The 13,958-nt window shown below is 54.1% G+C and carries 15 protein-coding genes; 10 read left to right on the top strand and 5 right to left on the bottom strand.

The genetic code is table 11. From position 1 onward, the window contains the following. Positions 1-2: 2 nt before the first annotated feature. Positions 3-953, top strand: a complete 951-nt coding sequence (gene thiL / locus ACTH3S_RS03695) for a thiamine-phosphate kinase (protein ID WP_441807673.1) — start codon at positions 3-5, stop codon at positions 951-953. A 2-nt stretch (positions 954-955) separates the two neighbouring features. Further along, a complete protein-coding gene (locus ACTH3S_RS03700) occupies positions 956-1,483 on the top strand; it encodes a phosphatidylglycerophosphatase A family protein (RefSeq protein WP_441807674.1) in 528 nt (175 codons plus the stop codon). Between the two features lie 37 nt (positions 1,484-1,520). Here the strand turns inward: ACTH3S_RS03700 and ACTH3S_RS03705 are convergent, their stop codons facing one another. Next, complete coding sequence (locus tag ACTH3S_RS03705) at positions 1,521-1,895, bottom strand: DUF6316 family protein (RefSeq protein WP_441807675.1); 375 nt, start codon at positions 1,893-1,895, stop codon at positions 1,521-1,523. 78 nt (positions 1,896-1,973) lie between these two features. Between ACTH3S_RS03705 and ACTH3S_RS03710 the strand changes: the two genes are divergently transcribed. Then, on the top strand, positions 1,974-2,687 hold the full coding sequence (locus ACTH3S_RS03710; RefSeq protein ID WP_441807676.1) for a DUF2057 family protein: 714 nt from the start codon (positions 1,974-1,976) through the stop codon (positions 2,685-2,687). A gap of 21 nt (positions 2,688-2,708) precedes the next feature. Here ACTH3S_RS03710 and ACTH3S_RS03715 read toward each other — a convergent pair whose 3' ends face one another. Next, positions 2,709-4,238 (bottom strand): WS/DGAT/MGAT family O-acyltransferase, encoded by a 1,530-nt coding sequence (locus tag ACTH3S_RS03715; protein ID WP_441807677.1) that lies wholly within the window; start codon positions 4,236-4,238, stop codon positions 2,709-2,711. Positions 4,239-4,363: 125 nt separating this feature from the next. After that, a complete protein-coding gene (locus ACTH3S_RS03720; RefSeq protein WP_441807678.1) occupies positions 4,364-5,275 on the bottom strand; it encodes a LysR substrate-binding domain-containing protein in 912 nt (303 codons plus the stop codon). A gap of 103 nt (positions 5,276-5,378) precedes the next feature. On the opposite strand from ACTH3S_RS03720, the gene ACTH3S_RS03725 reads away from it, so the two are divergent. Beyond that, the gene (locus ACTH3S_RS03725; RefSeq protein ID WP_441807679.1) at positions 5,379-6,365 is read left to right on the top strand and encodes a glutathione S-transferase family protein; all 987 of its coding nucleotides are present in this window, start codon (positions 5,379-5,381) and stop codon (positions 6,363-6,365) included. Here ACTH3S_RS03725 and ispB read toward each other — a convergent pair. Next, positions 6,358-7,326, bottom strand: coding sequence for an octaprenyl diphosphate synthase (gene ispB / locus ACTH3S_RS03730; protein WP_441807680.1), 969 nt, complete (start codon positions 7,324-7,326; stop codon positions 6,358-6,360). The two genes, ACTH3S_RS03725 and ispB, sit on opposite strands and share 8 nt — an antisense overlap. Before the next feature lie 249 nt (positions 7,327-7,575). Between ispB and rplU the strand changes: the two genes are divergently transcribed. The 4 genes from rplU (at position 7,576) to proB (ending at position 10,677) form a co-directional block, all read left to right on the top strand. Next, positions 7,576-7,887 carry a 50S ribosomal protein L21 gene (gene rplU, locus ACTH3S_RS03735; RefSeq protein ID WP_441807681.1) on the top strand — a complete coding sequence of 104 codons (312 nt, stop codon included), beginning with the start codon at positions 7,576-7,578 and terminating at the stop codon, positions 7,885-7,887. A 48-nt stretch (positions 7,888-7,935) separates the two neighbouring features. Continuing rightward, positions 7,936-8,199 carry a 50S ribosomal protein L27 gene (gene rpmA, locus ACTH3S_RS03740; RefSeq protein WP_441807682.1) on the top strand — a complete coding sequence of 88 codons (264 nt, stop codon included), beginning with the start codon at positions 7,936-7,938 and terminating at the stop codon, positions 8,197-8,199. A 147-nt stretch (positions 8,200-8,346) separates the two neighbouring features. After that, positions 8,347-9,537 carry an Obg family GTPase CgtA gene (cgtA, locus tag ACTH3S_RS03745; RefSeq protein ID WP_441807683.1) on the top strand — a complete coding sequence of 397 codons (1,191 nt, stop codon included), beginning with the start codon at positions 8,347-8,349 and terminating at the stop codon, positions 9,535-9,537. A gap of 15 nt (positions 9,538-9,552) precedes the next feature. Next, complete coding sequence (proB, locus tag ACTH3S_RS03750) at positions 9,553-10,677, top strand: glutamate 5-kinase (RefSeq protein ID WP_441807684.1); 1,125 nt, start codon at positions 9,553-9,555, stop codon at positions 10,675-10,677. An 85-nt stretch (positions 10,678-10,762) separates the two neighbouring features. Here the strand turns inward: proB and rpsT are convergent, their stop codons facing one another. After that, positions 10,763-11,032 carry a 30S ribosomal protein S20 gene (gene rpsT / locus ACTH3S_RS03755; protein WP_441807685.1) on the bottom strand — a complete coding sequence of 90 codons (270 nt, stop codon included), beginning with the start codon at positions 11,030-11,032 and terminating at the stop codon, positions 10,763-10,765. A 298-nt stretch (positions 11,033-11,330) separates the two neighbouring features. Between rpsT and murJ the strand changes: the two genes are divergently transcribed. Together murJ and ribF are read left to right on the top strand one after the other, a co-directional pair. Next, complete coding sequence (gene murJ, locus ACTH3S_RS03760) at positions 11,331-12,911, top strand: murein biosynthesis integral membrane protein MurJ (RefSeq protein ID WP_441807686.1); 1,581 nt, start codon at positions 11,331-11,333, stop codon at positions 12,909-12,911. A gap of 83 nt (positions 12,912-12,994) precedes the next feature. Then, positions 12,995-13,948: a bifunctional riboflavin kinase/FAD synthetase gene (gene ribF / locus ACTH3S_RS03765; protein WP_441807687.1), complete on the top strand. Its 954-nt coding sequence runs from the start codon at positions 12,995-12,997 to the stop codon at positions 13,946-13,948. Positions 13,949-13,958 lie beyond the last annotated feature (10 nt).

Genomic DNA, 13,958 nt, shown 5'->3' on the forward strand with positions numbered 1-13,958 from the left:
CGATGGGTGAGTTTGAGCTGATTCGGCAGTATTTTATGCCGTTAGCCCGTTTGCACGGTTCCCACTGCGTTGTTGTGGGGCCGGGCGACGACTGTGCGGTTCAAAGAGTGCCTTCTGGTTCTGATCTGGTTTTTTCTATTGATACGCTTGTTGAGGGAGTGCACTTCCCTCTCAACTATCGTCCTGACTATCTTGCCTGGCGAGCGCTCGCAGTTGCCGCTAGCGATTTGGCCGCCATGGGTGCTGACCCCTCCTGTTTTACACTTGCACTGACACTGCCCGAGGTCAATGAGTCCTGGTTACGTGATTTTGCCCGTGGGCTTGGCAACGCGGCTGAGTCGTTCGGTTTGGGGCTTGCCGGTGGAGACACCACTCGTGGCCCTTTAACATTGAGCGTGCAAGTTCACGGTTTGGTGGAGCAGGGCAGTGCCATCTGTCGTTCTGGTGCCATGCCTGGCGACCTGATTGTGGTGTCAGGCGCCTTGGGTGATGCAGGCGCAGCCCTAGAGTACCTGGACGCCCAGCCCCCCACAGCAGATGAGCAGTTTGTGTTGGAGCAATATCATCAACCACAGCCAAGGCTTAAGCTGGGTGTGGCCCTACGGCACCTCGCGACGGCTGCTATTGATGTATCCGACGGTTTGCTAGCAGATCTCAATCACATTCTTGAAGCTTCCTCTGTAGGCGCAAGCATTGAGCGCACCCGCATCCCCATATCGCCTGCGCTCACTCGCTTGAAAGGCAGTGCAGCCACAGAGTACGCGCTACATGCCGGGGATGATTACGAACTATGCGCGACCATTCCTGAAGCAAGCTGGGAAAACGCACCGCAGTTATTGAAGCAGCAATTCACCGTTATCGGAGTGATTGAGCCAACTCCCGGGTTGCGCCTGGACGGCACTGCTGTAATGTCAGAGTCAGCGGCTGTGGGTTTTGACCATTTTAGGAGATAAACATGAGCCAGGAAGATCAGTGGCCAGAACCAGATTTGCCTCAGGCCATTCTGCCGCCAGGGTTTTTGAAAAACCCCGTGCATCTTTTGGCGTTTGGTTTTGGCAGTGGCGCAGCGCCACGGGCTCCCGGGACCTGGGGCAGCCTGGCGGCTATTCCTCTGTGGTATGGATTCTCCTGGTTGCCACCCGTTGCCTATTGGCTTGTTGTAGCATTGGCGTTTGTGGTGGGTATTTGGCTGTGCGGAAAAACCGCTACGGACCTTAAAGTACACGACCATGGCGGGATTGTGTGGGACGAGTTTGTGGGGATGTGGATTGCGCTGGGGCTCTTTCCGGATCAAATCTACGGTGTGTTGCTCGCCTTCTTGCTTTTCCGGTTTTTCGATGTGATCAAACCATGGCCTATCAGTTGGTTAGATGAGCGTATGCCCGGCGGCTTGGGAATAATGGTGGACGATGTGGTGGCAGGCGCAATGGCGCTTGTGTGCCTGTTCGCGATTGATATCTGGCTTATGCCTTACATTGTGTAGAAGGCACTCTCTGAGCGCTTAGGTGTCCACCGGTGTGCTAGTGCACTCGGTGCCCTTCAGGGAGCATTCTTACCACGTGCAGGAAGCGCTTTAGGCCGATCTCAGCCCTCTCCCGGGAAGCGAAGGGGCCGCTGTCAAAACCCTCCCGAGTTGTGAAGTACCAGTCACATCCAACACAGAAAAACCGACTGCCGCGAAAGGGAACGTGCCCCTCTTCTCCTGATCTGACCTGGGTATTCATGGCCGGCTCCGATGCCCGTATTCTGTTTGCGTATTTCGGGCGCTGGGTTATTGGTAGGGTTTGTTTAAAATTAATACAATTCCGGACGAATTCAACATTATTTAACAAATATGTGATGGCGCATACAACCTGGCGCCACAGCGCGCACTTTGCGTATCCAGTTGCCCTCATCGGCCGTGGTGTTCAGAATGCATCATAACTGGCCGTTCCCTTCCGTCCAGACCTTCCCATTACCGCAAAGGAGATAACATGAGTATTGTTCACGTTTTAGGTGCAAGCAGGTTTGAGATTTGCCATTCCCGTCGGTGGCAGCGAGCAGCCCAAGCCATGTTCTCAGCGGCGCTAATGCTGGTTCTTGCCGGTTGCTCATCAGCGGTCACTAAGCTTGATACCTGGGAAGGGAGTCCAACTTCTGCCGTGAATGCTGCGACACTGAAAACGCCGGGTACTATTCACGTTAGCCAGGTTAATGGGCGTTCAATGACCAACTATTTGATGGATGACTTGGCATTGGATTATGCGCTGCTGCCGGGTGAGAATCAGGTGGTATTTACTTACAAGACGATCTGGGCCAAAACCGGTGTGGTGCGAAATGGTGAGTCAAAAGTTCACGTGATTGAAAGTGAGCCTCAGGTCGTGCGTTTTGACGCAGCCCCTAATGAAACATACCGTTTGGAGTTTGATAAGCCAGGATCCCGCCAGCAGGCAGAGGAAATGATTCCGGCGTTTTCCGCGGCGGTTGTGGGGGAGAGTGGCCAGACTTTGGCCCAGTCGTCGAGCTGGTCGCCTGACGACAGCGCGCCGGTAGCACGGACGCCTGTGTCTGATGAATCCGGTGCTCAACCTGTTGATGGGGGAACGTTATCCGGCAATGGCGGGAGTTCGCTGAACCAACTGAAGGAAGTCTGGAAAACCGCTACTGACGAAGAGAAAAAAGCATTTTTACGCTGGGCCTTTGAGTAAGCGGCAAGCACTTCATAACCCTTAGCGCTTGAAGCGGCCCATAAGCTTCTTCAGCGCGCCTTCCATTACGCTCATGGCATGGTCTGCCAGCGTCTGACTTTGGGTCTCCATGAGTGGCGTGTGCATTTCATCGGGGTCTAATGTGCTGGTGGCTTCCTCAATGGCATTAAGGCTGTCGCAGACATGATTTCGGAATGAGTCGCCTTGGGCGACCACGTCGGGGCAGATGGTAAAGTTGAGTGTAACGCTGCCCTGGTAGCTTACAGCTACAATAACCAGCCCCATGCTGTCGAACAGCGGAGCGGCGTTGTATTGCTGCACCAGTTTCGCACCCTGTAGGTACAAAGGTACCTGGGGGCCAGGCACGTTGGTAATGGGCAGATTGAATACTGGCTGATACCGCTGGGCAATCTGCAATTCTGAGTACAACCTCGCAGACAAAGCCAGCATGGTGGAGGGTAAAAGCTCTGTCAGTCGGTCTGCTGCAATGGCCTCTCGGTACGGCTCTGAAGCCACCGCATTCCAATGAATTCTACGAACGCGCCGAGCTGGATTTTGCTCTTTGGTGGCAAGATCCAAAAGCATGGCAGACATCTGGTTGCCGGTGCTTCTGCGTAGCGTGTTGGATCGCACTGAAATGGGTGTCATGGCAATCAACGACTCATCTGTGTCTGCCCCTTGCTCGCTAAGGTATCGCTGCAACGTTTCTGCGCAAAGCCCCAGCACCACGTCATTGAGGGTCACATCTCCAAGAGACGCTTTAATGGCCTTCAGGCGGGATAATTCAACCTTGGCCGACACGATTTGGCGGTTTGCGGTAATTTGACGATTAAACGGGCTTTTTGGAGCCGAAAACAGCGGAAATGGCAGGGGTATTTTCCGTAACTGCTTCTGGATTAGTCCCTTGGCCGTTGCCTCCATGGCACTGGCTGTCCGTGAGGTAACTTTCCAGGGTGTGCGCAGTATATTCGCGCCTGCCTGAATCATTACTCTTTCTTCTGATGGCTCTGGGCGCGGTTGCCAGGGGCGTGGCCCGTTGATGGGTTGCGGTTTGGGTGTGTATTCCAGCAGCTTGCCAATAATTTCCTCACCGCTGAAGGCGTCAATGGCGGCGTGGTGTAGTTTTACGATAAGTGCGAAGCCAGCTTTGCCGTTTTTCTCGCCATCTAATCGAAAGCCGTCCACGAAGGTTATGTGCCAAAGTGGGCGATTCCGTTTCAGAGGCTCTTCCAGAATTTTTGAAGCGAGCGTCATCAAGTCCGCTTCCCGACTATTTTCGCCGAGACTTACATAAGCCAGGTGTCGTTCAATGCTGAAGTTTGGGTCGTCAATCCAGTATGGTCGCCCTAGGCGCAGCGGAATCTCCTTGAGGCGTTGGCGGAAAACTGGGACAACATGAAGGCGGCTCTGCAGATAAGCAATAAAGGTGCTGAACGCCAGAGGCGCTTCCCGTTCGCTGGCGTCAAAAAGGTAGATACTACCGATATGCATCGGCGCATTTTCAGATTCCAGGTACAGAAAAGAGGCGTCCAATTCCGATAGTTGCCGCATCAATGGGCTCCGCTCGTTATTAAGGTTCGTAGCAGTATAAAGGAATTGGCTGTTGATCCCGTTGACTCATTTGCCTGTGAGGATTCTGCTGCGAAGTCATTCTACCCCTTGCCTGTTCGCAAGCTTTAGTTCTCAAGCCAGTCTGTTATTGCCGAATCGCCGATCAATCTTTGCCAGAACCACATCAGAGCCTTGCCTTTATCATCGGCGTGTCTCGCGGCTTGGAGCGCAACAGGCTGTCTTGGTTCACGAACCTGTTTTTCAATGAGCTGGCCCGAAGCAAGTAGTTCTTTTACCCGGGATCTTGGTAGCCAGCCCACGCCGAGACCTGACTTTTGCATGGCAATTTTGTGGTCGATATTGGCACTGGTCAGTGTGCGTTGTCTGTGAAAGATGCCCGCGTGACCGGCAGGAAGTGAGCGGGAAGTGTCTGCGGCAACCGCGGCCGGAAAGCGGCAAATATCATCTTCGCTCAGAGGCTCTTCGGCACTTGCCAGTGGGTGGTCGGGTGAGACGGCAAAAACAAAAGCCATTTTGCCAAGGATCTGGCTGGTGAAGTTTCCTGCTGGTTTGCTTATGTCATCGGCACCGATAATAAGGTCGACCCTGCGGCTCTGGAGAGCATCCCAGGTGCCGGCAAAAACTTCTTCGGTAATCTGGACGTCTACCGGAACGCCCAAGGCGCAGAAGTCTTTGATGGCCGGAAACAGGCATTCCGCGGGCAACAGTGAGTTGAATCCGATGCGCAGCCTTGTCTCCCAGCCCTGTGCGACTTGTCGGGTTGAGTGTGCGAGGTTTTCTGCGGCATCAAGCAGAGTTCGCCCTTCTTCTAGGAGGTATCGGCCAGCGGGGGTTAGTACAGCTCGGTGACCGCTTCGGTCGAACAGAATTACGGTAAGATCTTCTTCGAGCTTTTGCACGGTGTAGCTGATGGCTGAAGGCACCCGGAAAAGTTCGCCGGCGGCGCCGGCAAAGCTGCCCTTACGGTCGATGGCGTCGAGGACTTTTAGGGCATCTATGGTGATGGCTGTGTGCATGTTCGAATTATCTGAGGTTGTTGGCCAGAATTGCTTGTTTGGAAGGGTAGCAGGGTCGCCGTTATTCTTCTCTTTAAAGTCAGTATATTCATTGGAGTCAGGTATGGGTCTTCTCGTCGACGGCAAATGGCATGATCAGTGGTATGACACTGGTAAGACCGGTGGCAAGTTTGAGCGCGAAGCTGCGCGGTTTCGGAACTGGGTGACCGCTGATGGCTCGCCGGGGCCGGCAGGTGAGGGTGGTTTCAAGGCGGAGTCGGGGCGTTATCATTTGTATGTTTCCCTGGCCTGTCCTTGGGCTCATCGAACGTTGGTTTTCCGGAAGCTGAAGGGGCTAGAAGCTCATGTTTCAGTGTCGGTTGTGCATCCGGATATGCTGGAGAATGGTTGGGAGTTCCGGCTCGATGACGAGGCGCACAGGGATGAATTGCATGGTTTTCGGTTTATGCATCAGGTCTATACTAAGGCGGCTCCAGGGTATTCGGGGCGGGTGACGGTTCCGGTGCTGTGGGATAAGCACAAACAAACCATCGCCAGTAATGAGTCTGCAGATATTATTCGAATGTTTAATTCTGCGTTCGATGACTTAGAGGGCGTGTGCAGCGATGTGGATTTCTATCCGGAAGCACTTCGGACAGAGATTGATGCTGTGAACGAGCAGGTGTACCACACGGTTAACAACGGGGTATACAAAGCAGGTTTTGCGACAGCTCAGGTGCAGTATGAGCAGGCGTATTCTGAGCTCTTCGATTCTCTCGACTGGTTGGATGCGCGGCTGACTCAGCAGCGCTACTTGGTGGGGGGTGAGTTAACGGAAGCGGACTGGCGGTTGTTTACAACGCTGATTCGTTTTGATGCTGTGTATTATGGACACTTCAAGTGCAATCGTCAGCGAATCAGTGATTTTCCAGCGCTCTCAGGTTATTTGAGGGAGTTGTACCAAGTGCCTGGAGTGGCCAGTACAGTAAATGTTGACCAGATCAAACGCCACTATTTCGTGAGCCAGCGCACGGTTAACCCAACGCAGATTGTGCCAGTGGGGCCGTCATTGGATTTCACGGCACCCCACGGGCGGGAAGGTCTTAGCTGACTCGCGCGACGGCGACTTGGGCCAGCAGTTCTAATGCTTCTTTGTGAGGGGAGGCGGCAAGGGCATTCAGGGTGTCTGAGGCTTTTTTCGCTTCGGCCTTGGCCCGATCCATGGTGTATTCCAGGGCGCCGGATGCTTCAACAAGTTTGAGAACCTGTGGCAGATCATCCAGCCCGCCTTTGCGAATGGCTTGGCGAATAAGCTGGCGATCTTCTTCGTTGCTATTTGCCATGGCGTAGATCAGGGGGAGGGTGGTTTTGCCTTCTGCCAGATCATCGCCAACGTTTTTACCCATGGTTTCTGCGTCGCCGCAATAATCAAGCACGTCGTCCACCAGTTGGAAGGCCAGTCCCAAATGTTTGCCGTAATTTTTCAGTGCCTCCTCCTGAGCATCGTTGGCGTTGGCGAGCAATGCACCGGTGTGGGAGGCCGCCTCGAACAGCATGGCCGTTTTATTATGGATAACGGTCATGTACTGATCTTCGGTGAGATCCGGGTTCTTTACGTTCATTAGCTGCATCACTTCGCCTTGGGCGATCACCGCTGTGGCGTGAGACAGTATGCTCATCACAGGCAGGCTTTTTAGCTCTACCATCATCTCGAATGCGCGGGCGTAGAGGAAATCACCTACCAGAACACTGGGGGCGTTTCCCCAGTTGGCATTTGCGGTGCTCCGGCCCCGGCGCATATCTGATGTATCCACAACATCGTCGTGGAGCAAGGTGGCGGTGTGCAGGAATTCGATCACCACGGCCAGCTTCAGGTGCTCATCTTCGCTATAGCCGGCGGCTCGGCTAGAGAGCAGAGCCAGCAAGGGTCTCAGGCGTTTACCACCACTTTCAATAATGTGCTGAGCTATTTTCTCTACCAGGGGAACGTCTGAAGAAAGCCGCTGGATAATCAGGTCATTAACGCGGCTGAAGTCTTCGGCCACGGTGTCGTAAATGCGCTGGGCTGTCATGCGGCTTGTGGATCCCTTGCTGATGTCGTAGTGATGTAGCTGTCTTGTGTGCTGATAATACAGGCAGGACGCGGCAATGCTAGGTTTTGCACTCGTTAGTGTCAACCTGGCTTGTATTGCTGGCCACCTTTTCGTACAATCACGCGCCCAACTCATCCCAACCTGCGCTCCCTGTTATAGGGTTGCCAAAGCGCTTCCCTTAGAATCAGGCGGATAAGAGCAGGGATGGGTCAATCGCGGAGAAAGTTAATGTACGCAGTTATTGTAAGCGGTGGTAAGCAGCACCGTGTTAAGGAAGGCGAAACGCTGAAGCTGGAAAAGCTGGAAGTGGAAACCGGTGGCAACATCGATTTCGATCGCGTCTTGCTGATCGCCGATGGCGACAACTTTAAAGTTGGTGCGCCGGTTGTTGAAGGTGCCAAAGTGACTGCGGAAGTGGTTAGCCACGGTCGTCACGACAAGATCAACATCATCAAGTTCCGTCGTCGTAAGCATTCGATGAAGCGTCAGGGCCACCGCCAGTGGTTTACTGAAGTCAAGATCACGGGTATTCAGGGCTAGTCTCGGTAGAAAAGGTCCCGTAAAAACCCCTTAATCAGGAGGCTAATCATGGCTCACAAAAAAGCAGCAGGTAGTACCCGTAACGGTCGCGATTCCGAGTCGAAACGGCTTGGTGTGAAGCGCTACGGCGGCGAAACAGTATCTGCAGGCAGCATTATTGTTCGTCAGCGCGGAACTCGTTTCCACGCAGGTACAAATGTTGGCCTGGGCAAAGACCACACGTTGTTTGCGAAAGCAGGCGGCCAGGTTAAGTTCGAAGTAAAAGGTCCGCAGAACCGTAAGTTCGTAAGTATCGTTCCAGCGGCTGCGTAAGCAGCGGCGAGCCGGTTCTGTCGAACCTTGGGTAGTCCTGATATTCTGCTGATATAGCCAGAAATCAGAGCCGCCCGGAGCCCCGCAAAGCTTCCTTGAGGCTGCGGGGCTTTTTAGTTTATGCGCCATGCGCAAAGGGTTTATTTCATGAAATTCGTAGACGAAGCCACCATCATTGTAGAGGCCGGTAAAGGCGGGCACGGTTGCCTGAGTTTTCGGCGTGAAAAGTATGTTCCCAGGGGTGGCCCCGATGGTGGCGACGGCGGAGATGGTGGCTCCGTGTATCTTGAGGCGGACGATTCCCTCAATACGCTGATCGATTACCGTTTTCAGCGTAAGCACAAGGCCGAGGGTGGCGAGCAGGGTTCAGGTCGCAACTGCACCGGCACCAAGGGTGAGGATTGTGTGCTGCCGGTGCCCGTGGGTACCACGGTGGTTGATATGGATACCCATGAGGTGCTTGGCGATCTTACCCGTATTGGTCAGCGCTTGAAGGTGGCTCAGGGTGGGTTCCATGGTCTTGGTAATACTCGTTTCAAATCGTCCATAAACCGTGCACCCCGCCAAACTTCCAAAGGCTCTGAGGGTGAGCTTCGGAATCTGCGATTGGAGTTGAAGGTACTGGCAGATGTTGGCCTTCTTGGGTTGCCTAACGCTGGCAAGTCCACATTCATACGTTCTGTGTCGGCAGCTACGCCTAAAGTTGCGGATTATCCGTTTACCACTTTGGTTCCCAATCTGGGTGTGGTGAGTGTGCAAGCGCATCAGAGTTTTGTGATTGCGGATATCCCCGGCCTGATTGAAGGTGCTGCAGAAGGCGCGGGTTTGGGTATCCGTTTTTTGAAACACCTGGTGCGCACTCGTTTGTTGCTGCATTTGGTGGATGTGGCGCCCTACGACGGCTCCTCGCCAGCCCATGCGGTCAATACGATTGTTCATGAGCTGGAAAAATTCAGTGAAACGCTGGCTAATCGGGATCGCTGGCTGGTGCTGAACAAGGTCGACATGGTCCCGGAGGATGAGCGTGAGGCTCATTGTCAGGCAATCATTGATGAGCTTGAGTGGGAAGGCCCGGTTTTTCGTATTTCGGCATTAAGTGGGGAGGGCACGAAGCCGCTGAGTCAAGCGGTTATGCGCTGGATTGAAGAGCGCACCGAAGAGGAGGCTGAAAACCCTGAGATTGCTGAACTGGAAGCTGTAAGGCGTCAGCAAATGGACGAAGAGGCTCGGGCGGGTATTGAGGAAGAGAAGCTGGCTCGCAGGGCGGCTCGTGAAGAAGGTGATGATTTTGACGACGACGATGATTACGACGTTGAGGTGGTCTATGCACCGGACTAAATTTCGGCATTTACCATGACTGAGCGTGCCCAACTGCGGCAGGCTCGCCGCCTGGTGGTGAAAATTGGAAGTGCCTTGCTAACCAACGATGGCCGTGGCCTGGATGTGGAGGCGCTGGCGCTCTGGGTTGATCAGATGGCTGCGCTGGTGAAGCAGGGCGTCGAGTTGGTGGTGGTTTCCTCAGGATCAGTGGCAGAGGGTATGAGTCGGCTGGGTTGGAAAAAACGCCCGGAGCAGTTGCATGAGCTGCAGGCTGCTGCTGCTGTAGGTCAGATGGGGTTGGTTCAAACTTGGGAGGCGCAATTTAAGCGTCACGGTATTTATACCGCCCAAATTTTACTGACCCATGATGATCTTTCTGATCGCAAGCGCTACCTGAATGGTCGTAGCACGCTTAGGGCGCTGCTGGATTTCGGCGTTGTGCCTATTGTTAATGAGAACGATACGGTAGTAACCGATGAGATTCGCTTTGGCGATAACGACACGTTAGGCGCTCTGGTTGCCAACGTGGTTGAGGCCGATGGCCTGATTATTCTTACTGATCAGCTGGGCCTGTTTGATAAAGACCCGCGCAAGCATCCGGACGCCAACTTGATTGCCGAGCGGTTTGCTGGCGATCGTGCGTTGGATTCCATGGCGGGGAGCAGTGCCGGCGCGCTAGGTCGCGGGGGCATGCAAACCAAGCTTCGCGCTGCGCGCTTAGCGGCAAGGTCCGGAGCGTTCACGGTAATTGTGGGTGGTCGTATTGAGGGTATTTTCACCCGGCTACGCCAGGGTGATGTTGTGGGCACCTTGCTGCTTCCTGAGCAGGGTCGTATTGCGGCGCGCAAGCAGTGGCTGGCGAGTCATTTGCAAACCCGGGGCAAGCTAACGTTGGATGAGGGCGCAGTAAAGGTGCTTCGCCAGGGTGGTCGCAGTCTTCTTCCGGTTGGGGTTAAGGGCGTGGTTGGCCAGTTTCGACGCGGAGAGATGGTGTCTTGTGTGGGGCTCGACGGTAACGAGGTTGCGCGCGGGCTTGTAAATTATGATGCGGATGAGGCGAGGGCTATAACTGGTCGTTCGAGCAGCAGTATTGTCGAGGTTCTGGGTTATATTTCAGACGAGGAAATGATTCATCGAGATAACATGGTGATCATCTAAGAAAAAATGACAGTCTAGATCAAAAAAAACCGGCTGAAGGCCGGTTTTTTTATTCGCAGTAAGAGCTTTCTAGCGCTGGACGCTATCAGGCGCTCTTCAGCGCTTTGATCTTAGTGACCATGCGGCTCTTTTGGCGGGCAACCTTGTTCTTGGTGAAAATGCCCTTGTTAACCATGCTGTCCATGATTGGCTGGGCAGTTTTGAAGGCAGCCTGAGCTTCTTCATAGTTGCCGGACTCGATCTTAGCCTGAACCTTTTTCATGTAGGTGCGGGTCATGGAACGCAGGCTGGCGTTGTGCTTGCGGCTGTTCTCGTTCTGACGTGCGCGCTTTTTGGCTTGCGGGGTATTTGCCACCGTAAAACTCCTGAAGTACTGAAAGTTCGTTACTGAATGATTCGTACGGAAAACTCTGGGCAAAACACCAACCAGAGGCTTCCTGAAATCGCGGGCGCGCCAAAACCAGCGCGTCGAAATAAATGACGCGGAACTATGCCGCTCAAAGCGGTAAATGTCAATACCAAACACCATATGGCCCCACGGCGTAAAAGGCCTGTGGTAAACTCGCGGCTCGCCGGATACGGGTGCAGCAGGGAAGCAGGTAATTCCCGAGATACCCGGCCGAAAGTGTGCGCAACCCCGGATAAAAGCCCGCATGTCATCGCAACCCGAAACTTCACCCGAAAAACAGCCACCCGCTAGGGCGCCAGGCCTGCTTCGTTCTTCTGGCTTGGTGGGTATTATGACCATGCTTTCCAGGGTGCTCGGCCTGGTGCGAGATATGGTGATCGCACGTTATTTTGGGGCGGGGGCAGGGGCGGATGCTTTTTTTGTTGCGTTCAAAATTCCAAATTTTCTACGCCGGCTGTTTGCAGAGGGTGCTTTTTCTCAAGCCTTTGTGCCCGTGTTGTCGTCTTATCGTGAAAAACAAGATGTTTCCGACGTAAAGCGATTGGTAGACGCGGTTGCGGGTTCTTTGGGTTTGGTTCTGCTGGGTATCACCCTGGTGGCCATGCTGGGTGCGCCGCTGCTTACTGCCGTTTTTGCCCCCGGCTTTCTGGATGATGATGTTAAGTTCGCGCTGACCAGCGACATGCTGCGCATTACGTTTCCTTATTTGTTGATGATTTCCCTGACGGCATTTGCCGGCGGCATCCTCAATAGTTACGACCGCTTTGCGGTGCCTGCTTTCACCCCAGTGTTGCTCAACCTCGCAATGATCGGTGCGGCTGTTTATCTGGCGCCTGTAATGAGCGAGCCGATTATGGCTTTGGCTTGGGGGGTGTTCATTGCCGGCGCATTGCAGCTGTTCTTTCAGTTGCCATTCCTGATGCGGCTAGGGCTTATGCCCCGGCCCCGGGTTGATTACCGCCACGAGGGGGTCAATCGCATACTCAAGCTGATGGTGCCTGCTCTTTTTGGCGTGTCTGTTAGCCAGATAAACCTCCTGTTGGATACGGTGCTGGCGTCGTTCCTGCAAACCGGCAGTGTGTCCTGGTTGTATTATTCCGACAGGTTGTCCGAGTTGCCTCTGGGGGTTTTCGGGATCGCTATCGCGACGGTTATTCTTCCAAGCTTGTCTCGCAAGCATGCAGCCGCCTCGAATGACCAGTTTGCGGCAACGCTGGATTGGGCTGTGCGTGCCGTGTTGATCATAGGGGTTCCAGCGGCACTCGCGTTGGCACTGCTAGCTGAACCCCTGATCGCAACGCTTTTTCATTATGGTGAGGTTACCGACAGAGATGTCGCCATGTCGGCCCAGAGCTTGCGGGCCTATTCTGCAGGGCTGCTGGCTTTCATGGTGATCAAGGTATTGGCGCCGGGTTTTTTCGCCCGCCAAGATACTCGCACGCCTGTTAAAATCGGAATCATTGCCATGGTTGCCAATATGGTGTTCAACCTGGCTCTCATCATACCTTTGGCCCATGCAGGTTTGGCGCTGGCAACCTCGCTATCAGCCTGGCTCAACGCCGTGCTGCTTTGGCGAGGGCTCAAACGGCAGGGTGCCTGGAAAAGCCAGCCAGGCTGGGGCAAATACCTCATGCAGCTTGGCCTGGCTAATGCCGCTATGGTGGCCGTTATTCTCTGGCTGAATTATCCAGCTATGCGCTGGTTGTCGGCGGATGGCATTGAGCGTTCTCTGTATATGGGCGTGATGATTGTGGCAAGTGCAGGCGCCTACTTCATCGTTCTGGCGCTGACTGGGGTGCGGGTAAGACATTTCCGCCAGAGGTGAGGTATAATCGCGCGTTTTCTCACCAGCGCTTTGCACACTGATCAAGCGCTGAAAGCCAACTGGCAAATGAAGGTTCGCATTGCATGCGTCTGATCCGGGGCCTGACCAACCTGAAAATGCTTTCCAGGCAGGTGAACTCACCGCTGGCAGAAGGCTGTGTGGCCACTATTGGCAACTTCGACGGCGTTCACTTGGGCCATCAAACCATTATCGATCAGGTAAAGAGCAAGGCCACGGCTTTGAATTTGCCCTCGGTTGTCATCGTTTTTGAGCCTCTGCCAAGGGAGTTCTTTCAAGGGCAGGAAGCGCCTCCGAGGCTTATGGGGTTTCGCCAGAAGCTTGAAGCCCTGCAGACAGCAGACATTGACATCGTACTTTGCCTAAAATTCGATGACACTTTTCGCAGCTATTCTGCTATGGGCTTTATTGATGAAGTGTTGATTGAAGGGCTTGCGGTGAGCCACCTGGTTGTTGGCGACGATTTCCGGTTTGGCTGCGATCGTGCGGGTGACTTTGTATTGCTGGAGAAGGTCGGCAAAATCGCAGGTTTCTCAGTTGAAAATACCCGCACGGTCACCGTTGCCGGTGAACGCGCAAGCAGTACATTAATCCGCAACCTGTTGTTGGAGAGCCGGCTAGAGCAGGCCGAGTCTCTGCTGGGACGCCCATACCGCATTCAGGGCCGGGTCGTTTATGGCAGGCAGCTAGGCCGCCAAATCGGATCACCCACCGCCAACATTCTGCTGCGCCAGATGCCGGCTTTGCGGGGTGTTTACGTGGTTGGCGTGACCCTTGACGACGGAACCACGCACGACGGCGTTGCCAACATCGGCCTACGCCCCACCGTTGATGGTAAGCAGCCAGCGCTGGAAGTGCACCTGTTCGATTTTGCTGGCACACTTTACGGCCAGCATATTGACGTGGTTTTCCGCCACGGCCTGCGGCATGAAGAGAAATTTGACTCTGTTGATGCGCTGAAAGCGCAAATTGCCAGAGATTTCGACGCCGCAAGAGCGTGGCTGGCTGAACACCCGTAAAAGAACATTA

The sequence above is a fragment of the Marinobacter sp. genome (genome assembly GCF_052094685.1).
Taxonomy (GTDB): domain Bacteria; phylum Pseudomonadota; class Gammaproteobacteria; order Pseudomonadales; family Oleiphilaceae; genus Marinobacter.